Source organism: Streptomyces griseoflavus (assembly GCF_014649995.1).
Classification (GTDB): domain Bacteria; phylum Actinomycetota; class Actinomycetes; order Streptomycetales; family Streptomycetaceae; genus Streptomyces; species Streptomyces griseoflavus.
This window is the reverse complement of sequence record NZ_BMUC01000017.1, coordinates 115,120-134,854: the sequence shown is the minus strand read 5'-3', so window position 1 is coordinate 134,854 and position 19,735 is coordinate 115,120. Positions and strand designations below refer to the sequence as shown.

Genomic DNA, 19,735 nt, shown 5'->3' with positions numbered 1-19,735 from the left:
GCAACTACTCTGCACTCTAATGCAACAACGGATGCTCGACCGTTGCAATGAAGTGGGAGTGAACGCTAGGCTGGAGACCTCACGGACCCAGAAGGAGACCGCGGTGCCAGGAGGCAGGCTCACCCAGCAGGAACGCCAGCGGATCGCCCTGGGGCTGGCCGACGGGCTCGCGTACGCGGAGATCGCCAGACGTCTCGACCGCCCCACCTCCACGGTCACGCGCGAGGTGATGCGCAACGGCGGCCCCACCGCCTACCGTGCGGACCTGGCCCACCGCGCCACCGAACGCCGCGCCCACCGGCGCAGACGGCCGGCCGCACCCGGGGAGGCACACGCGCGCCCCGGGGACCACGGACGCGACGCGGAGGCCGTGCGCGCGTACGAGGAGACCCTCACCACGGTCTTCATGGCGTCGGGCACGCCGAGGATGATGGCCCGCATCATGGCGTGCCTCACCCTCACCGACAGCGGCAGCCTCACGGCCGCCGAACTCGCCCGGCACCTCCAGGTCAGCCCGGCGTCCATCTCCAAGGCGATCACGTACCTGGAGAGCCAGGACCTCGTCCGCCGGGAACGCGGTGAGGGCCGCCGCGAGCGCTACGGCTTCGACGAGGACATCTGGTACCAGTCGATGATGGCGAGCGCCCGGTCCACCGCGCAGATCGCCGAGACCTCACGGCAGGGAGTGGACATCATGGGACCCGGCACACCGGCCGCCGTCCGCCTGGAGCACGCCGCCCGCTTCCTCGACTACACCGCCGAGACCCTCGTCCGCGCGGCCGAGCAGGCGCGTGACATCCTCCGCGAACACCCCGGGGCCACCTCGGACGACGGCACGGATCCGCGCCCGGGGCAGGGGTGACCGGCCCGGCCGGTCAGAGGGCGCGCCTACTTGTGGCGGACGCCCGCTTCCTCGCCGTACTCGCCGAGGACGACCACGTCGAAGGCGGCGCCGAGGAACACCCTGACGGCACGCAGGGCGTCACCGAGGCGGTGCGGATGGCTGCCCCCGACCGGGGTCGCGCCGGTCGGCCGGACCGGCGGTGCGGTGGGGTGGAGGGTCGCTGCGCTCATGTCTCCATGGTTGCGCTCCGGCCCCCGGACGGGCATCGGTCGAAGGGACCGATCCGCGGGCTCCCCCCGTACGCCTCCGGGACGACCCGTCCCCCTCAGGCGGGACGGGCCGTCCCCTAGGGGTGCCGGCCCCCATGGGGCAGGCGGTCAGCGGCCGATCGCGTCGAGCTCGGCGAGGTCCTCCCCGGACAGCGTGAGGCCGGCGCCGGTGATGTTCTCCCGCAGGTGCGCCAGCGACGACGTGCCGGGGATGAGCAGGATGTTGGGCGAGCGGTGCAGCAGCCAGGCCAGGGCGAGGGGCATCGGACGGGTGCCGAGCCGGGCGGCCACGGCGGACAGCGCCGAGGACTGCAACGGGCTGAAGCCGCCCAGCGGGAAGAAGGGCACATAGGCGATGCCCTGCTCGGCGAGCCGGTCGACGAGGTCGTCGTCCTGACGGTGCGCCAGGTTGTACAGGTTCTGCACGCAGACGAACGGGGCGATGGTCTCCGCCTCGGCGATTTGCTCGGCGGTGGCGTTGCTCAGGCCGAGGTGCCGGATCAGACCCTGCTGCTGGAGTTCGACGAGCGTCCCGTAGGACCTGGCGAGCGAGCCGGGCCGCGGGCCCTGCGCGTCGCCGAGCCGGAGGTTGACGAGGTCCAGCGACTCCACGCCGAGGTTCTCCAGGTTGCTGTGGACGGCCCGGCGCAGGTCGTCCGGCTCCCGGGCCGGGGGCCAGCCGCCCTGCGCGTCGCGGACCGCGCCCACCTTGGTCACGACGTGCACGGACTCGGGGTAGGGGTGCAGGGCCTCGCGGATCAGCCGGTTGGTGACGTGCGGCCCGTAGGCGTCGGCGGTGTCGATGTGGGTGATGCCGAGACGTACGGCCTCGCGCAGCACCGCGAGCGCCCCGTCGTGGTCGGCCGGCGGTCCCATCACGCCGGGACCGGCCAGCTGCATGGCGCCGTAGCCGAAGCGGCTGACGGTCAGGTCGCCCATCGTCCAGGTGCCGCCGGGAAGGGATGTGGTCGAAGTACTCATGCCCCCACCGTCCGTGCCGCCGGCCGGTCCGCCCAGGTCCCTGCCGTTCCTGGGAGTGACAGGGACAGGGACGGGCGGCCCCGCGCGCCTACCATGAGGCACATGCCTGAGGAGAACCTGCTCGGTGACTACCTCCGGGCGCGCCGGGAGCTGGTGACACCCGAGGACATCGGACTGCCGGCCCACGGGATGCGCCGGGTGCCGGGGCTGCGCCGCGAGGAGGTGGCCATGCTCGCCGGCATCAGCTCCGACTACTACCTGCGGCTGGAGCAGGGCCGCGACCGCAACCCGTCCGTCCAGGTCCTCGACGCGCTCGCCCGGGTGCTCCGGCTCGACGACACCGCCACCGGCTACCTCCACCAGCTCGCCGCGCCGCGCCCCCGCAGCCACCGCCGGCCCCGGCGGCGAGCCGTTCCGCCGGCCACGGCACAGCTGCTCGACGCGATCGGGCTGCCGGCCTTCGTGACGGACCGGACCCTCGACGTGATCGCGGCCAACCCGCTCGCCACCGCCCTGGCCCCGGGCCTGCGGGTGGGGGAGAACCGGCTCCGGTCGTTCTTCCTCGACCCCGCCGAACAGGCACTGCACACCGACTGGGCCCACACGGCGGCCCGCTGCGTCGCCGCCTTCCGCCGCCGGCTCGGGTCCGACGTCGACGACCCGCGGGTCGTCCGGATCGTCGGTGAACTCTCCCTGGCCAGCGACGAGTTCCGCAAGGTGTGGGCGCGCCACGACGTGCGGCCACCGGGCGACGGGCCGATCGGGATGGACCATCCCCAGGTCGGACGCCTGAACCTCACCATGTCGAAACTCGACGTCGACGGCCCCGACGGGATGACGCTCGCGGTCTACCACGCCGAGCCGGGAAGCGAGGACGCCGAACGGCTCGCCCTGCTCGCCTCGCTGACCACGGAACCGGCGCGGCGGCGGACCGACGCGACGGGCGCGCGGCGGGCGGACGACGCACCCGGTGCGCGGGAAGCGGACGACGCGACGCCCCCGCACTGACCGGCGCGGCCACCGGCGGGCCGCCTCGCCCCGCCCACCGCCCCACCCCCGCTCACCGCCCCGTCCGGCGCACAAACCGTTTGGACCGCACCGGCCGCGCGTCCTAGAATCTCCGCTCTTGCCCGCCTCCCCTCACGGAGCGCCGCCGTCCGGACGGAAACCGGCCGGTATTCCGCACCACCCCACCAGCAGGCACCCCGGAGGCACCCCCTTGTCCGCGTCCACGCCCGTCGACGAGCCCACGAGCACCCACGAGGACGACCCGCTCGCCCGCGAACGCTCCCACCTCTCCGCGTCCCGCTCCGCGCTGCGCGCCATGCGCGAGGACGTGGAGGCCCTCGACATCAGCGACGTCACCGCGAACTGGGTCAACGCCGCCGTCCTGCAGCAGCAGATCGAGGACCGCGTCAAGGCACTGGCCGACCTCAGCGACACCCCGCTCTTCTTCGGCCGCCTCGACTACCTGCACTCCCCCGGCGCCGAGCGGGCCGAGGGCGCGCGGGGGGAGCAGTTCTACATCGGACGCCGCCATGTGCACGACGCGGACGGCGACCCGATGGTGATCGACTGGCGTGCACCGGTGTCGCAGCCGTTCTACCGGGCGTCGAAGAAGGACCCGAGGGACGTCGCGCTGCGGCGCCGCTTCGGCTACACCGGCGGCGACCTCACCGCCTACGAGGACGAACACCTCTCCGACCCGGCCGAGGCGGCCACCACCAGCAAGCTGCTCCAGCGGGAGATCGAGCGTCCGCGCGTCGGCCCGATGCGGGACATCGTCGCCACCATCCAGCCCGAGCAGGACGAGATCGTACGGTCCGGCCTGTCCGGCAGCGTGTGCGTGCAGGGAGGCCCCGGCACCGGGAAGACGGCCGTCGGCCTGCACCGGGTCGCCTACCTTCTCTACGCCCACCGCGAGCGGCTGGCCCGCACCGGCACGCTGGTCGTCGGGCCGAACCGGTCGTTCCTGCACTACATCGAGCAGGTGCTGCCCGCGCTCGGTGAGCTGGCGGTCGCCCAGGCCACGGTGGACGACCTGGTGGCGCACGTCGAGGTGCGCGGCGAGGACGAGGCGCCGGCCGCGGTCGTCAAGGGCGACGCCCGGATGGCCGAGGTCCTGCGCCGGGCCCTCTACTCCCACGTCACGATGCCCACCGAACCGGTCACGGTCGTGCGCGGATCGCGCCGCTGGCGCGTCCCCGCGTACGAACTGGAGGAACTGGTGCGGCAGTTGCTGGACCGCGGCATCCGCTACGGCGCCGCCCGCGAAGCCCTCCCGCAGCGCATCGCGCACGCCGTGCTGGTGCAGATGGAGCGGGCCGGCGAGGCGCCGGACGACCGGGTGCAGGACGCGGTGGCGCGCAACGCGGCGGTGAAGGCGGCGGTGAAGACGGTCTGGCCGGCCGTCGACCCGGCGAAACTGGTGCTGCGGCTGCTGGGCGACCCCGACTTCCTCGCCGAGCACGCGGCGGGCCTGCTCGACGAGCGGGAGCAGAAGACGATCCTGTGGGCGAAGCCCGCCCGCTCGGTGAAGTCGGCGAAGTGGTCGTCCGCGGACGCGGTGCTGATCGACGAGGCGGCCGACCTGGTCCGGCGCACGCACTCCCTCGGGCACGTGGTGCTCGACGAGGCGCAGGACCTGTCCCCCATGCAGTACCGGGCGGTGGGCCGCCGCTGCACGACCGGTTCGGCGACGGTCCTCGGCGACCTGGCCCAGGGCACCACCCCGTGGGCCACGCGCAGTTGGGAGGAGGCCCTGCTCCACCTGGGCAAGCGGGACGCCGTCATCGAGGAACTGACGGCCGGTTTCCGCGTCCCGACGGACGTCATCACCTACGCGTCGCGGCTCCTCCCGCACATCGCGCCGGGCCTCACCCCGGTGGCGTCGATCCGCGAGAACCCGGGCTTCTTCGAGGTCCGCCCGTCCCGGGGGACGGACGACGTGGTCGCCGCCTGCCGCGAACTCCTGCGCAACGAGGGCTCGGTGGGCCTGATCGCGGCGGACGCCGGCATCCCGGAACTGGCGAAGGCCCTGACGGCGGCGGACATCACCTACGTCGCCCCCGGCGAGGAGACGACCCGGGCCACCCGCCTGACCCTGGTGCCGGCCTCCCTGGCGAAGGGCCTCGAATACGACTACGTGCTCCTCGACGAACCCCGCGCGGTGGTCGACGCCGAACCCGACGAACGCACCGGTCTCCGCCGCCTGTACGTCACCCTCACCCGAGCGGTCTCCGGCCTGACCATCACCCACACGGCCCCGCTGCCCGACCAGCTGACCTGACCACCACCGCTCCCCGCTCGTCACGGTTGGTCGTGCGGCACGGGTGGGCGGCGGGGGAGGCGTCCCGTGAACGCCGGGCCGCGCGACCCGTCCCCGTCCGGCCCCGGCGCCCGCCGACGAAGGAGCGAACGCTCAGCCCCCCAGCACCCGCCGCCACTCCCCCACGGCCTCCGCCGACACCGGACCGTCCCAGCCGCCCGGCCGGGCGGCCCCGCCGATGTGGAACCCGTCGATCCCCGCCGCCAGCAGCACCGGCACGTGCTCCAGGCGCAGCCCGCCACCCACCAGCAGCTGCTGCTCGTACCCCGGCTCACCCCGGCGCTCCGCCTCCGCGAGCAGCGTCGGCAGACCGGCGTCCACACCCGCGGCCGCCCCGGCCGTCAGATACGTGTCCAGCCCGGGGAAGTCCGCGAGCTGCTTCCGCAGCGCACCCCGGTCGGCGGCGCGGTCGATGGCCCGGTGGAACGTCCACCGGCACCCCTCCAGCGCCCCCGCGACCCGCTCCACCGCCCCCAGGTCCACGCCCCCGTCCGCGTCGAGGAACCCGAGCACGAACTCCTCCGCCCCGGCCTCCCGCATCTCGCCCGCCGCGGCCACCAGCCGCGAGGCGTCCCCCGCGGCGAACCCGTCGGCGAGCCGCAGCATCACCCGCACCGGGATGTCCACGGCCGCCCGGATCGCCGCGACGGTCGTGGCCGCCGGCGTGAGCCCGTCGGCGGCCATGTCCGTCACCAGCTCGAGGCGGTCCGCACCTCCGGCCTGGGCGGCCACCGCGTCCTCGGCATCGAGGGCGATCACCTCCAGGACTGCACGCTTGCTCATGGGACCCCATTCCTCGGGCTCGGTCGTGGCTCGGTCGGCTGCTACAGGACAGACCTGTCCACTACAGGTCTAGTCCAATCCAACCCTACGCCCCGCTCCCCGCCCGACGGCCCCCGGTCGGGCCGCCGCTCAGTCCCCGAAGATGTTCAGCTCCGCCGCCTCCGCCCCCGCCAGCTCGTACGAGGCCCCGTCCACGGGGCGCCCCGCGTACAGCCGGACGAGCGTCGGACCGTCCCCGATGAAGCGGGCCGGGGGGCGCTCCCCCGAGGTGCCGCCCAGCCGCAGCGGCTCGTCGGCGTCGTCGAGATCGGCGTGGAGGGAGAGGTGGCCCTTGAGGCAGGTGACCTGCGCCAGCAGCTCCAGCGCGTACGGCAGCCCCGCGCCCGCGTACGCGCCCTGCTCACCGAGCGCGACCCGCACGTCCCCGGTGTGCACCCACTCGCCCAGCGCGAGGACGTCCAGGACCCCGCCCGCCTTGGCGATCAGCGGCCCGGCCTCGGTCATCCCGCGCTCCAGCTCGTCCACGACCCGGGCGTTCGTCCACTCCGCGCGCTCCGCGATGTCCCGCTCGTTGCTCTCGGGCGAGAACACCCCCCTCTCGAACCGGCTCTCCACCACCCGCGACAGGGCCGCCGAGCAGTGCGCCAGCACATCCCGCACCGTCCAGCCGGGACACGCCGCCACCGGCAGCGCGAAGTCCGCGTCGGCCCGCTGCCGCAACAGCGGGACGAACGCGTCCCGCTCGACGGCCAGCAGCCGCCCGGGCAGTTCCGGGTCTCGCACGTCGTGCACATCCGCAGGAGTCGTCATGTCCAACACGCTAGTGCGAGGAAGGGCTTGCCGGTGCCCCCCGGCACCGGCAAGCCCTCTTCCTTCACCGGAGGCCGGAGGCCGGCGGCGGGCCGCGCGCGCCCGGCGTCGCGAGCCGGTCCGGACGTCCGGAACCGGCGACGGTTCCGGTTCCGCTCATGACGATCACGCCGTCGTGCCCGCCCGCGCTCCGGCCGCCCAGGTGAGGCACCTGGGCTGTCTACGGATACGCAGTCAACGTCCGCCGCTGCTCGGCCGGCCGGGACCCGTGACCCCTCCCGGGGACGGAGGGGCCGAGGGGACAATGGGGCCATGGCCGACACCGAAGCCCTCCGTGCCCGTTTCGCCCGCGCCCTGGAAGGGGCCCGCGGGCCCGGCGGCGGCCCCGACCCGCTGCCGTACGCGGACGACCTGCTCGGGCGCTGGCGGGAACCGCAGCGGCACTACCACACGCTCACCCACCTCACGGCGGTCCTCGACCACGTCGACGAGCTGGCGGACCACGCGGCGGACCCGGACGTCGTACGGCTCGCCGCCTGGTTCCACGACGCCGTGTACCTGCCGGAGCGGTCGGAGAACGAGGAGCGGTCCGCCCGGCTCGCCGAGCGGGCGCTCCCCGAGGCCGGGGTGTCCGCGGACAGGACCGCCGAAGTGGCCCGGCTGGTGCGGCTCACCGTCACGCACGACCCGGCCGACGACGACCGCGACGGCCAGGTGCTGTGCGACGCCGACCTGGCGATCCTCGCCGCGCCGCCGTCGTCGTACGCCGCCTACACCGCCGCCGTCCGCGAGGAGTACGCCTTCGTGCCGAACGACGCGTTCCGTGCCGGCCGGTCCGACGTGCTGCGGCAACTCCTCGCCCTGCCACGGCTGTTCCGCACCCCGCACGGGCAGGAGCACTGGGAGGCCACCGCCCGCTACAACCTGCGCGGCGAGCTGGAAATGCTGTCGACCCCGGCGGCGCCGCCCGCCTAGCCTGCCCCGCATGCGTGCTGTGGGAGCGGAACAGGTGGAGGAAGCCGTCGCGTACTGCGTGACGGCGCTGGGGGCGGTCACCGACCGGAACTGGGAAGAGGTGAGGGCCGGGCGGCTGGAGTGGAGCTGCCGGAGGACGGCGGAGCACATCGCGAGCGACCTCGTCGCCTACGCGGCACAGCTCGCCGGCCGGGCGCAGGACGCCTACGTGCCCTTCGGCTTCGGACTCGACGAGGACACCGGCAACACCGGCGTCCTCCAGGTGATCACCACGACCGGCGCCCTGCTCGCCGCCGCCGTCCGCACCACACCCCGCCCGGTCCGCGCCTTCCACCCGCACCCCTTCGGGCACGCGAACCGTGAGGGCTTCGCCGCGATGGGGGTGGCCGAGGTGCTGCTGCACACCCACGACATCGCCGAAGGGCTGGGCATCGACCACGAACCGCCCGCCGGACTCGCCTCCTTCGTGCTGACCCGGATCTTCCCCCGGGTCCGGCCCGGCCGGGAGCCGTGGCCGACCCTGCTGTGGGCCACCGGGCGCGGCGACCTGCCGGGCCGGGAGCCGGTCACCGGGTGGAAGTGGAGCAACAACCCGGTGCTCGGCGCGGAACGGCTCACCCTGGAGGGCGTCACCCCGGCCACCGCCGCCGATCTGTCCCTCGCGGGCGACGGCGGGTACGACTGGATCGGCGGGGCCGCCGCCGAGGGCACCCGCGAGGGCGCCGGGATCACGGTGAAGCAGTACGAGGAAGGCGCGTTCCACCCCGAGTGGGGCATGTACGTGCTGGTCCGGCGCGAGGACGACCGCGCGGTGGGCGCGATGGGCTTCCACGGCGTCCCCGACGCCGACGGCCGGGTCGAGATCGGCTACGACCTCGTCCCCGGAGCACGCGGCAACGGCTACGCCACCGAGGCGCTGCGCACGCTGTCGCACTGGGCGCTGGATCAGGACGGCGTGCGGACGGTGGTCGCCGTCGTCGAGCGGGAGAACGTGCCCTCGCGGAACGTCGTGGCCCGCGCCGGCTTCACCCGGGCCGGCGAGGACGCGGGGCAGATCACCTACGCACTCCGCGGCTGAGCCGCCGCCGTTCCCTTGCGCCGCCGCAGGCCCGCCGCGTGCAGCAGCCGCACCACCTCGCGGCTGCTGACCTCGACCGCCCCCGCCCGCACCGCGTCGGCGTACCGGTGCCGGGGGATGTCGTAGTGGTCGCGTTCGAAGGCGCGCCGCGGAACGCCCAGCCCGTCGGCGAACAGGTGCAGCTCCGCGTACGAGACGTCGCTCACCAGATGCGACCAGAGCCGGCCGTGGCCCGGCCAGGTGGGCGGGTCGATGTACACCGTCACCGGGCCACCGCTCCGCCCAGTCCGCCGACCGCCGCGACCCTGACGCCCGCCTTGTGGCACACCCAGTGCGGATCGGGGCCTAGTTCCGGCTCCACCTCCAGCGCGTGCGGGTCGCCCGTGCCGCACACCGGGCACAGCGGCCAGCGCCCGTACCGCTCCAGCAGGGCGTCCTGCACGTCCTGGGCGACCAGCCCGGCGAGGAACCCGGCACCCTCCGGCCACTGTTCGACCCACCAGCGCCGGTGCGACACGGAGTCCTCGACCAGGGACACCACGTCCGCCTCGGCGACCTCCCGCGCGACCAGATCGGCCAGCACGAGGGCACGCGCCGCGTGCAAGGCTTGTTCGAGGGTGCCGACCGGGTGGGCGCCGGGTTCGCCGTGGTGCTCGGGGTCCATGCCCCCTATTGTGCGCACTCTTGACCACAGGGCCGGATGAAAATATCTTTCATTTCGTGACCGATGACGTGAAGGAAATTTTCGGAAGCGGCGGCACCGCTCCCGCGCCGCCCGCGCCCGCCGCCCTCGCGGCCAAGGTGCGCACGCTGGCGCCGTCGATGACCCGCTCCATGCAGCGGGTCGCCGAGGCCGTCGCCGACGACCCGGCCGGCTGCGCCGCCCTCACGGTCACCAAACTCGCCGAGCTCACCGGCACCAGCGAGGCCACCGTCGTCCGCACCGCCCGCCTGCTCGGCTACCCCGGCTACCGCGACCTGCGCCTGGCGCTGGCCGGTCTCGCCGCCCAGCAGCAGTCCGGGCGCGCGCCCGCCATCACCACCGACATCGCGGTGGACGACCCGATAGCCGACGTCGTGGCCAAGCTCGCCTACGACGAGCAGCAGACCCTCGCCGACACGGCGGCCGGACTGGACACCGTGCAGCTCGCCGCGGCCGTGACCGCCCTGGCCGGCGCCCGCCGCACCGATGTGTACGGTGTCGGCGCGTCCGGTCTCGTCGCCCAGGACCTCACCCAGAAGCTGCTGCGCATAGGCCTGCTGGCGCACGCCCACAGCGACCCGCACCTCGCCGTCACCAACGCGGTGCAGCTCCGCCCGGGTGACGTGGCGATCGCCGTCACCCACTCCGGGACCACCGGGGACGTCATAGAACCGCTCCGGGTGGCCTTCGAGCACGGGGCGACCACCGTCGCGGTCACCGGCCGCCCGGACAGTCCCGTCACCCAGTACGCCGACCACGTCCTGACCACGTCCACGGCCCGCGAGAGCGAACTGCGCCCCGCCGCGATGTCCTCCCGGACGGGTCAGCTGCTGGTCGTGGACTGCCTGTTCGTGGGGGTCGCCCAGCGGACGTACGACGCGGCGGCGCCGGCGCTGGCCGCGTCGTACGAGGCGCTGGCGCACCGGCACCGGGCGGCTCGCAGGGGCCCGTAGGGCCCGCGCCGTCGTGGTCGTCCGAGTTCGTCCGCGGCCGTCGGCGCCCCACCAGGCGGAGCCGCGTGCCGGCACAGTCCCACGCCCCGGGTCCCGAGCCCCACCCCGAACCGGAAAGTCACCCATGCCTGCTGCCTCCCACCACCGCGACGTCCGCTCCCAGCTGGAGACGCTGACGACCGAGGCGTACCGGCCGGAACTGGCGGACGTCGACCGGCTGCCCACCCTCGACATCGCCCGCCTGATGAACGGCGAGGACGCCGCCGTGGCCGGCGCCGTGGCCGGGCAGGTACCGGTGATCGCCGCCGCCATCGACGCCGTCGCCGAGCGGATGGCCCGCGGCGGGCGGCTGGTGTACGCCGGCGCGGGCACCGCCGGGCGGCTGGGCGTGCTGGACGCCTCCGAGTGCCCGCCGACCTTCAACACCGACCCGGACCAGGTCGTCGGCCTGATCGCCGGCGGCCCGGGCGCCCTGGTCACCTCCGTCGAGGGCGCCGAGGACTCCGAGGAGCTCGCCGCGGCCGACCTCGCCGCGCTGGAGCTGACCGCCGACGACACGGTGGTCGGGATCTCCGCCTCCGGGCGCACCCCGTACGCGATCGGCGCCGTCGCGTACGCCCGCGGACGCGGCGCCCTCACCGTCGGACTGTCCTGCAACCAGGGGAGCGCGCTGGCGGCGGCGGCCGACCACGGCATCGAGGTGGTCGTCGGCCCGGAGTTCCTCACCGGCTCCACCCGCCTCAAGGCCGGCACGGCCCAGAAGCTCGTGCTGAACATGCTGTCGACGATCACGATGATCCGGCTGGGCAAGACGTACGGGAACCTGATGGTCGACGTCCGCGCCTCGAACGAGAAGCTGCGCGCCCGCTCCCGGCGGATCGTCGCCCAGGTGACGGGAGCGGACGACGACGCCGTGGAGCGGGCCCTGGCCGCCACGGACGGCGAGGTGAAACCCGCGATCCTGGTCGTCCTGGCCGGAGTGGACGGCCCCACCGCGGCCCGGCTCCTCACCGAGTCCGGCGGCCACCTGCGCGCGGCGCTGGCGGCGGCGGCCGGCTGACGCGGGCCACGCCGGGATGGATACTGGAGCAGTCCCCCACCCGGAGAACCCACCATGAACCACGCGCAGCTCAAAGTCCTGGGCCGAGCCCTGCGTGTCCTGGGTGAGCACGGCGAGGCACTGTCCGCCGACACCTCGGACACCCGGCTGCACGAAGTGAAGGACGACCTGCGGCGGGCCCTGGACCTGCTGGAGGAGAGCGTCACCACGGCCGCGCCCAGCACCCGCTGCGCCGAGCACCCCACGGGGCCGGTCGACAAGAGCGCCCCCGACCTGTGCCTGCTCTGCGAGACCCGGCGCCGTGCCGCCCGCCGCGCCGAGTTCAACGGCCCCGCACCGCAGGCCCGGCCCGCCGAGCCCGCGCCGTCCCGGTACGGGGTGCGCGGGGACCGGCCGCAGCCGCAGCAGCGCTGGCTGCCGGAGCTGTGGAACGGACAGACGTGGCAGTTGTGCGGGACCCCGCGCCGGGACCGGCGCGAGGCCGAGCTGTTCATCGCGGCGCAGCGGCGCGGGCCCCGCGCCGCCATGGCGTACCGCATCGTGCACGAGTTCACCGACTACGAGGTGCTGCGCGTGTGGGGGACGCCGGTGCGGGTCGACATCGAGCCGATGGGCGGCCTCTGACCCGGCCGGCGGGCTCGGCGCTCTCTCTCGCCCCTCACCGTCCGGCCGGCGAACGGCCGGCGACGAACCGCCGGGACGACGAACGGCCGCCGTACCGGGAAGCCCGGTACAGCGGCCGTCGGCACAGCGGCGGGACCTACACCTTGGAGGCCTCGGCGACCGTCCCGGGCACGTCCCCGCCGGCCGCGGGCGTCGCCGCGACGCGCTGCCGCGGGATGAACGCGGCGATGGCGAAGCCGATCAGCGCGGCCGCCGCGCCGAGCGCCAGCACGGTCCGGAAGCCGTCCTCACTGGGCAGCGCGTACGGGCCGAACCGCGTGGTCATCTGCGCCAGGACGACACCGGCGACGGCGCTGGCCACGGACGTGCCGATGGAACGCATCAGGGTGTTGAGGCTGTTGGCGGCGCCGGTCTCGGAGGCGGGCACCGCGCCCATGATCAGCGCGGGCATCGCACCGTAGGTGAAGCCGATGCCGGCGCCGATGACGCAGGACGCCAGCACGAAGTGCCAGACCTCGTCCATCAGCAGGACGTTCAGGCCGTAGCCGGCGGCGACGACGAGGGCACCGATCATCAGCGTGACCTTCGGGCCCTTGGCGCGGGAGACGAGCGCGGACACGGGGGCCAGCGCCATCATCACCAGCCCCGACGGCGCCATGACCAGGCCGGCCGAGAGCAGGGACTGACCGAGGCCGTAGCCGGTCCGCTCGGGCAGCTGGAGCAGCTGCGGGATGACCAGGGACATCGAGAACATGGCGAAGCCGATCGCCACCGAGGCGAGGTTGGTGACCAGCACCTGAGGGCGGGCGGTGCTGCGCAGGTCCACCAGCGGCTGGTCGACGCGCAGTTCGAAGAAGCCCCAGACGACCAGGACGACCGCGGCCGCCGCGAACAGGCCGAGGGTGGTGCCGCTCGCCCAGCCCCAGTCGGCGCCCTTGGAGATCGCCAGCAGCAGGCATATCAGCCCGGTGGCCATGCCGGCCGCGCCCACGACGTCGAACCGCCCGCCGGTGCGCACCTTCGACTCGGGCACGAGGACCGCCACCAGGACCAGCGCGACGACGCCCAGCGCGGCGGAGGTCCAGAAGAGCGCGTGCCAGTCGAAGTTGTCCGCGATCAGCGCGGCGGTGGGCAGACCGAGGGCGCCGCCGACCCCGAGGGACGCGCTGATCACGGCGGTCGCCGAGCCCAGCCGCTCCGCGGGCAGTTCGTCGCGCAGGATGCTGATGCCGAGCGGGATCACGCCGGAGGACAGGCCCTGCAGGGCACGGCCGACGATCATCGGGACCAGGGAGTCGCTGAGTCCGGCGACGACGGAGCCGACGACCAGCATGGTCATGCTGACCAGCAGCATGCGGCGCTTGCCGTACATGTCGCCGAGCCGGCCCATGACCGGGGTGGCGACGGCGGCGGCGAGCAGGGTGGCGGTGACGGCCCAGGCGGCGTCCGACGCGGAGGCGTTCAGGTACTGCGGCAGCTGCCCCACGATCGGGATCACCAGGGTCTGCATCAGCGAGACCACGATGCCGGCGAAGGCGAGTACGGGCACCACGGCGGCGGGCTTCGGCGGCGGGGCGGTCCCGGCGACGGCGGAGCGGTCGGGCGAGTCGGACATGAAGGGGGGTCTCCGTGATGACGGGGGCCTACTTGACTCAGGCAACTTTATGGAGATTGATTGACTTAAGCAAGTTCAAACCGGGAATGCGGCGCGGACCCCGCACGCCGAAGGGCGGCACCCCCTGTCGGAACAGGGGATGCCGCCCTCGGTCACGCTACGGACGGATCCGATCCTCGGGAGGATCAGAAGTCCATGTCACCGCCCGGCATGCCGCCGCCGGCCGGGGCCGCGGCCTTCTCCGGCTTGTCGGCGATGACGGCCTCGGTGGTGAGGAACAGCGCGGCGATGGAGGCGGCGTTCTGCAGGGCAGAGCGGGTCACCTTCGCCGGGTCGATGATGCCCTCGGCGATCATGTCGACGTACTCACCGGTCGCGGCGTTCAGGCCGTGGCCAACCTGGAGGTTGCGGACCTTCTCCACGACGACGCCGCCCTCGAGACCACCGTTGACGGCGATCTGCTTCAGCGGGGCCTCCAGCGCGAGCTTCACGGCGTTGGCGCCGGTCGCCTCGTCACCGTCGAGCTCCAGCTTCTCGAAGACCTGGGAGGCCTGCAGCAGGGCCACGCCACCACCGGCGACGATGCCCTCCTCGACGGCCGCCTTGGCGTTGCGCACGGCGTCCTCGATGCGGTGCTTGCGCTCCTTGAGCTCCACCTCGGTGGCGGCACCGGCCTTGATGACCGCGACACCGCCGGCGAGCTTCGCCAGGCGCTCCTGCAGCTTCTCGCGGTCGTAGTCCGAGTCGCTGTTGTCGATCTCGGCGCGGATCTGGTTCACGCGGCCCTGGACCTGGTCGGCCGAGCCGGCACCGTCGACGATGGTGGTCTCGTCCTTGGTGATGACGACCTTGCGGGCCTTGCCCAGCAGGTCGATCGTCGCGTTCTCCAGCTTGAGGCCGACCTCCTCGGAGATGACCTCGCCGCCCGTGAGGATGGCGATGTCGCCGAGCATGGCCTTGCGGCGGTCGCCGAAGCCCGGGGCCTTGACGGCGACGGACTTGAAGGTGCCGCGGATCTTGTTGACCACCAGGGTCGACAGGGCCTCGCCCTCGACGTCCTCGGCGATGATCAGCAGCGGCTTGCCCGACTGCATGACCTTCTCCAGGAGCGGGAGCAGGTCCTTGACGTTGGAGATCTTGGAGTTCGCGATCAGGATGTACGGGTCGTCGAGGACGGCCTCCATACGCTCCATGTCGGTGGCGAAGTACGCCGAGATGTAGCCCTTGTCGAAGCGCATACCCTCGGTGAGCTCCAGCTCCAGACCGAAGGTCTGGGACTCCTCGACGGTGATGACGCCTTCCTTGCCGACCTTGTCCATGGCCTCGGCGATGAGCTCGCCGATCTGGGTGTCGGCGGCGGAGATGGAGGCCGTGGAGGCGATCTGCTCCTTGGTCTCGACATCCTTCGCCTGCTCCAGCAGGGCGCCGGAGACGGCCTCGACGGCCTTCTCGATGCCACGCTTGAGGGCCATCGGGTTGGCGCCGGCGGCTACGTTGCGCAGGCCCTCCTTGACCAGGGCCTGGGCGAGAACGGTGGCGGTGGTCGTACCGTCGCCGGCGACGTCGTCCGTCTTCTTGGCGACTTCCTTGACCAGCTCGGCGCCGATCTTCTCGTACGGGTCCTCGAGCTCGATCTCCTTGGCGATGGACACACCATCGTTGGTGATCGTGGGGGCGCCCCACTTCTTCTCGAGGACGACGTTGCGGCCCTTGGGGCCGAGCGTCACCTTGACGGCGTCCGCGAGCTGGTTCATGCCGCGCTCGAGGCCGCGCCGCGCCTCCTCGTCGAACGCGATGATCTTGGCCATGTGAAGTGGTCCCTCCAGGACTGGGGGTGATTCCTTCGGACCGCGCCCGCGCCCGCGACGGACGGCTCGCCGGCCCCGTGGTTCCTTGCCCCACGCGACCCGCGGGCCTCACCGACCCGGTCCTTCGTTGTCACTCTCACCTTCAGAGTGCTAACGCCAATGATTAGCACTCGACCCATGCGAGTGCAAGCGCCTGAGGGGAGTACCCGGGGGTACTCAGCCGCGCGCGAACACGACGGGGCGCCGGGCACGGCGAAGGGCCCGCACTCCCGGGGGAGGTGCGGGCCCTTCGTCGGCAGAAGATGCTTGCGGCAGGTAGCGCGTTCAGGCGCTGAGACGAACCATGTCGGCCTGCGGGCCCTTCTGACCCTGCGAGATCTCGAACTCGACCCGCTGGCCTTCTTCGAGGGTGCGGTAGCCGTCCATCTGGATCGCGCTGTAGTGGACGAAAACATCCGCACCACCGTCGACCGCGATGAAGCCGTACCCCTTCTCCGCGTTGAACCACTTGACGGTGCCCTGAGCCATGCCTAACTCCCCTATTACTGGCCCTTGCACAGATCCACACTTCGCGGACCCGGGTCAGACCTCACCCCCCAAACGGTTGGGGGCGTGCGCCGGAACGCGTCGACCGCGGCTGAATGTATCTGTCCAACTGCCGTCTGCAACAGGTCAATCGGACGAGAAATCTGGACGACACCGGTCCGGAATGTGGCGAGAATTCGCCCGATTTCAGGGCAAGTCGGGCCGGACAAAGGTCACAAATGCCGCGAAGAGTGCCCACACTTTGGCTACATCCGGTCGGACCCGCGGCAGGAATTCAGTGTGCTCGATCAGTGGATCGGGAGCGCGTTCCCCAACCCTACCGCGCTCAATCCCATGGAATTGCCCCCTCCGGATCTCTCACGGAGGGGGCAATGGGCCAAACGCTCGGTAACCGTCATTACCGAAGGTAATGATCAGCCTCCGGCGACCGCCGGAATGATCGACACGCCGGCCCCGTCCGGAGTGACCGTGTCGAGTCCCTGCTCGAACCGCACGTCGTCGTCGTTGACGTACACGTTGACGAACCGGCGCAGCTTGCCCTGGTCGTCCAGCACCCGGGCGGCGATCCCGGTGTGGTTCTTCTCCAGGTCCGAGATGACCTCGCCGAGGGTCGCCCCGTCGGCGCTCACCTCGGCCTTGCCGCCGGTGTAGGTGCGCAGGATGGTCGGGATACGAACGGTGACGCTCACTTCAGAACCTCCGGTCAGGTGACTTACCAGGGGCGCGGGGAACTGCGCGACGAGTCCCCGCCGACCCGCGGACGACAACGGTGGGACAGCGCTCAGGCGAGTCCGGCTTCGCGGAACGACTCCAGGCTGGGCCGGATCGTCGCGGTCAGCCCCGTACCCGCCACCGCGTCCAGCGTCTTCAGGCCGTCCCCGGTGTTGAGCACCACGGTGGTCAGCGACGGGTCGAGCGCCCCGCTCTCCAGGAGCTTCCTGGTGACCCCCACGGTCACGCCCCCCGCGGTCTCCGCGAAGATGCCCTCGGTCCGCGCCAGCAGCTTGATCGCGTCGACCACCTGCGCGTCGTTCACGTCCTCCACCGCACCGCCGGTACGCCGCGCGATGTCCAGCACGTACGGCCCGTCCGCCGGGTTCCCGATCGCCAGCGACTTGGCGATGGTGTCCGGCTTCTGCGGCCGTACCACGTCGTGGCCCGCCTTGAACGCGGTGGACACCGGCGAGCACCCCTCCGCCTGCGCACCGAAGATCTTGTACGGCCGGTCCTCGACGAGCCCGAGTTCGATCAGCTCCCGCAGCCCCTTGTCGATCTTCGTGAGCTGCGATCCGGAGGCGATCGGGACGACGATCTGGTCGGGCAGCCGCCAGCCGAGCTGCTCGCAGATCTCGTACGCGAGGGTCTTGGACCCCTCCGCGTAGTACGGGCGCAGGTTGACGTTGACGAAGCCCCAGCCCTCGCCGGCCGGGTCGCCGATCAGCTCGGAGCAGAAGCGGTTCACGTCGTCGTAGTTGCCCTCGATGCCGACGAGTTCGCCCCCGTAGACGGCGGCCATGACGACCTTGCCCTGCTCCAGGTCGTGCGGGATGAACACGCACGAGCGCAGGCCCGCCCGGGCGGCGGCGGCACCGACCGCGCCGGCCAGGTTGCCGGTGGAGGAGCAGGAGAGGGTGGTGAAGCCGAAGGCGCGGGCGGCTTCGAGGGCCTGGGCGACGACCCGGTCCTTGAAGGAGTGCGTGGGGTTGCCGGAGTCGTCCTTGACGAAGAGCTTGCCGGGGTCGACGCCCAGCTCGCGGGCCAGGTTGTCGGCCTGGACGAGCTTGGTCCAGCCCGGGTTCAGGTTCGGCTTGTCCGCCACGTCCGCCGGGACGGGCAGCAGGGGCGCGTAGCGCCAGATGTTCGCGGGTCCCGCTTCGATCCGGCTCCGCAGTTCCTCGGTGTCGTGGGCCGAGAAGTCGTAGGCGATCTCCAGCGGGCCGAAACACTCCTCGCAGGCGAAGACGGGGCCGAGGGGCACGCGGTGGCCGCATTCGCGGCAGGAGAGCGCGGCGGCGGGGCCCAGGTCGACGGCGTTCGCGGTGACGGAGTCGGTGGTGCTTGCAAAAGTCTGCACAGCCATGTGAGGCGAGGCCCTTTCTCCTCATCTTCCTCACGACGCATCTCGCCGTGAGACGGATTTGGCACCTTCCCTAGCCGGGAGCCTCGCCACGTCCGCGTGACAGGAACCGACTGGAGGGTTGCCGGGGCTTCATCGGGCCGTATCCCTCTGCCCCTCTGGATGAGCGGTGTTCAGTTGTTCGCGCGGCGACCCCGGCATGCGGTGGTCGTCGGCGTTGTTCAAGACTGTAACCGAAGGCCTGGATGGTTGAGATAGTCGTCCGAACCGCGAGATGGATCACCAGGTCAGTGAGGAGCCCGGGACCGTGCTGGAAGAAGTCGAGCGCTGGCTGAGCGACCGTTCCTGGTCCGTGGCCGACCGCCCGCTCCACCGGATCCTGGCCGCGAAGCGGGCCACCGGCCAGACGGTGAGCGTGGTGCTGCCGGCGCTGAACGAGGAGGCGACGGTCGGCGAGATCGTGTCGGTGATCCGGCGCGATCTGGTGCTCCGGGCCCCGCTGGTCGACGAGGTGGTGGTGGTCGACTCGGGCTCGACCGACCGCACGGCCGAGACGGCGGCGGCCGCCGGCGCGACGGTGGTGCACCGGGACGCGATCCTGCCCCGGATACCGGCGGTGCCCGGCAAGGGCGAGGTGCTGTGGCGGTCGCTGCTGGTCACCCGGGGTGACGTCGTGTGCTTCGTCGACGCCGACCTCAGGGAGTTCTCCTCCGACTTCGTCTCCGGCATCGTCGGCCCGCTGCTCACCGATCCGGCGGTGCACCTGGTCAAGGCCATGTACGACCGTCCCCTCGGGGCCGCCGCCGGGCAGGGCGGCCGGGTCACCGAGCTGATGGCCCGGCCGCTGCTGAACATGCACTGGCCGCAGCTGGCCGGCTTCGTCCAGCCGCTGGGCGGCGAGTACGCGGCCCGCCGCTCCCTCCTCGAACGGCTCCCCTTCCCCGTCGGGTACGGCGTCGAGCTCGGCATGCTGGTCGACGCCCTGCACCTGGTGGGTCTGGACGCGCTGGCCCAGGTCGACGTCGGGGTGCGCAAGCACCGGCACCAGGACGGGCAGGCCCTCGGCCGGATGGCCGCCGCGATCTACCGCACCGCCCAACTGCGCCTGGCCCGCGGCCATCTGGTCCGTCCGTCGCTCACTCAGTTCGAGCGCGCGGGCGCCGGCTTCGAGCCGCGGACGTACTCCGTCGACACCGAGGAGCGGCCGCCGATGGCGGGCGTCGCGGAGTACCGGGCGCGCCGGGTGGCCTGACCCGCCGGACGACGGGCCGGGAGGCGGGC

The 19,735-nt window shown here is 72.7% G+C and carries 20 protein-coding genes and 1 riboswitch; of the genes, 9 read left to right on the top strand and 11 right to left on the bottom strand.

The features are described 5' to 3' along the window. Positions 1-103 precede the first annotated feature (103 nt). The gene (locus IE172_RS35185; protein ID WP_190100284.1) at positions 104-862 is read left to right on the top strand and encodes a helix-turn-helix domain-containing protein; all 759 of its coding nucleotides are present in this window, start codon (positions 104-106) and stop codon (positions 860-862) included. A 26-nt stretch (positions 863-888) separates the two neighbouring features. On the opposite strand, the gene IE172_RS28980 is transcribed toward IE172_RS35185, so the two are convergent. Continuing rightward, positions 889-1,074 carry a hypothetical protein gene (locus IE172_RS28980; protein ID WP_190100283.1) on the bottom strand — a complete coding sequence of 62 codons (186 nt, stop codon included), beginning with the start codon at positions 1,072-1,074 and terminating at the stop codon, positions 889-891. 147 nt (positions 1,075-1,221) lie between these two features. Then, entirely contained in the window at positions 1,222-2,094 is an 873-nt protein-coding gene (locus IE172_RS28975; protein WP_190100282.1) for an aldo/keto reductase family oxidoreductase, read from the bottom strand. A 93-nt stretch (positions 2,095-2,187) separates the two neighbouring features. On the opposite strand from IE172_RS28975, the gene IE172_RS28970 reads away from it, so the two are divergent. Both IE172_RS28970 and IE172_RS28965 read left to right on the top strand, forming a co-directional pair. Beyond that, positions 2,188-3,102, top strand: coding sequence for a helix-turn-helix domain-containing protein (locus IE172_RS28970; protein ID WP_190100281.1), 915 nt, complete (start codon positions 2,188-2,190; stop codon positions 3,100-3,102). 211 nt (positions 3,103-3,313) lie between these two features. Further along, positions 3,314-5,383, top strand: coding sequence for a HelD family protein (locus IE172_RS28965; protein WP_190100280.1), 2,070 nt, complete (start codon positions 3,314-3,316; stop codon positions 5,381-5,383). A 132-nt stretch (positions 5,384-5,515) separates the two neighbouring features. Here IE172_RS28965 and IE172_RS28960 read toward each other — a convergent pair whose 3' ends face one another. Beyond that, on the bottom strand, positions 5,516-6,205 hold the full coding sequence (locus tag IE172_RS28960) for a copper homeostasis protein CutC (protein ID WP_190100279.1): 690 nt from the start codon (positions 6,203-6,205) through the stop codon (positions 5,516-5,518). A gap of 129 nt (positions 6,206-6,334) precedes the next feature. Beyond that, positions 6,335-7,015, bottom strand: coding sequence for a maleylpyruvate isomerase family mycothiol-dependent enzyme (locus IE172_RS28955; protein WP_190100278.1), 681 nt, complete (start codon positions 7,013-7,015; stop codon positions 6,335-6,337). Positions 7,016-7,327: 312 nt separating this feature from the next. Here IE172_RS28955 and IE172_RS28950 point away from each other — a divergent pair, with 312 nt between their 5' ends. Together IE172_RS28950 and IE172_RS28945 are read left to right on the top strand one after the other, a co-directional pair. Continuing rightward, the gene (locus IE172_RS28950) at positions 7,328-7,990 is read left to right on the top strand and encodes an HD domain-containing protein (protein ID WP_190100277.1); all 663 of its coding nucleotides are present in this window, start codon (positions 7,328-7,330) and stop codon (positions 7,988-7,990) included. 10 nt (positions 7,991-8,000) lie between these two features. Then, positions 8,001-9,068 carry a GNAT family N-acetyltransferase gene (locus IE172_RS28945; protein ID WP_229886518.1) on the top strand — a complete coding sequence of 356 codons (1,068 nt, stop codon included), beginning with the start codon at positions 8,001-8,003 and terminating at the stop codon, positions 9,066-9,068. Here IE172_RS28945 and IE172_RS28940 read toward each other — a convergent pair. Both IE172_RS28940 and IE172_RS28935 read right to left on the bottom strand, forming a co-directional pair. After that, positions 9,050-9,334 carry a DUF4031 domain-containing protein gene (locus tag IE172_RS28940; RefSeq protein WP_190100276.1) on the bottom strand — a complete coding sequence of 95 codons (285 nt, stop codon included), beginning with the start codon at positions 9,332-9,334 and terminating at the stop codon, positions 9,050-9,052. The genes IE172_RS28945 and IE172_RS28940 overlap by 19 nt on opposite strands. Next, on the bottom strand, positions 9,331-9,732 hold the full coding sequence (locus IE172_RS28935; protein ID WP_190100275.1) for a DUF8819 family protein: 402 nt from the start codon (positions 9,730-9,732) through the stop codon (positions 9,331-9,333). The genes IE172_RS28940 and IE172_RS28935 overlap by 4 nt, the downstream gene beginning before the upstream one ends. Positions 9,733-9,788: 56 nt before the next feature. Between IE172_RS28935 and IE172_RS28930 the strand changes: the two genes are divergently transcribed. From IE172_RS28930 to IE172_RS28920, 3 genes are all read left to right on the top strand, one after another. Next, the gene (locus IE172_RS28930; protein WP_190100274.1) at positions 9,789-10,724 is read left to right on the top strand and encodes a MurR/RpiR family transcriptional regulator; all 936 of its coding nucleotides are present in this window, start codon (positions 9,789-9,791) and stop codon (positions 10,722-10,724) included. Positions 10,725-10,848: 124 nt separating this feature from the next. Continuing rightward, a complete protein-coding gene (gene murQ / locus IE172_RS28925) occupies positions 10,849-11,784 on the top strand; it encodes an N-acetylmuramic acid 6-phosphate etherase (protein ID WP_190100273.1) in 936 nt (311 codons plus the stop codon). A gap of 54 nt (positions 11,785-11,838) precedes the next feature. Further along, a complete protein-coding gene (locus tag IE172_RS28920) occupies positions 11,839-12,408 on the top strand; it encodes a hypothetical protein (protein ID WP_190100272.1) in 570 nt (189 codons plus the stop codon). A 136-nt stretch (positions 12,409-12,544) separates the two neighbouring features. Here the strand turns inward: IE172_RS28920 and IE172_RS28915 are convergent, their stop codons facing one another. The 5 genes from IE172_RS28915 to thrC form a co-directional block, all read right to left on the bottom strand. Continuing rightward, positions 12,545-14,023, bottom strand: coding sequence for an MFS transporter (locus tag IE172_RS28915; protein WP_190100271.1), 1,479 nt, complete (start codon positions 14,021-14,023; stop codon positions 12,545-12,547). Between the two features lie 185 nt (positions 14,024-14,208). Continuing rightward, positions 14,209-15,831: a chaperonin GroEL gene (gene groL, locus IE172_RS28910; RefSeq protein WP_189560975.1), complete on the bottom strand. Its 1,623-nt coding sequence runs from the start codon at positions 15,829-15,831 to the stop codon at positions 14,209-14,211. A gap of 324 nt (positions 15,832-16,155) precedes the next feature. Then, on the bottom strand, positions 16,156-16,359 hold the full coding sequence (locus IE172_RS28905) for a cold-shock protein (RefSeq protein ID WP_004929928.1): 204 nt from the start codon (positions 16,357-16,359) through the stop codon (positions 16,156-16,158). Positions 16,360-16,790: 431 nt separating this feature from the next. After that, positions 16,791-17,066, bottom strand: a complete 276-nt coding sequence (locus tag IE172_RS28900) for a MoaD/ThiS family protein (protein WP_190100270.1) — start codon at positions 17,064-17,066, stop codon at positions 16,791-16,793. A 92-nt stretch (positions 17,067-17,158) separates the two neighbouring features. Then, the gene (gene thrC / locus IE172_RS28895) at positions 17,159-18,457 is read right to left on the bottom strand and encodes a threonine synthase (protein ID WP_190100269.1); all 1,299 of its coding nucleotides are present in this window, start codon (positions 18,455-18,457) and stop codon (positions 17,159-17,161) included. A gap of 18 nt (positions 18,458-18,475) precedes the next feature. Then, positions 18,476-18,623: riboswitch (SAM riboswitch) on the bottom strand. A gap of 138 nt (positions 18,624-18,761) precedes the next feature. Here thrC and IE172_RS28890 point away from each other — a divergent pair. Then, positions 18,762-19,706 (top strand): glucosyl-3-phosphoglycerate synthase, encoded by a 945-nt coding sequence (locus IE172_RS28890; RefSeq protein WP_190100268.1) that lies wholly within the window; start codon positions 18,762-18,764, stop codon positions 19,704-19,706. Positions 19,707-19,735: the final 29 nt, after the last annotated feature.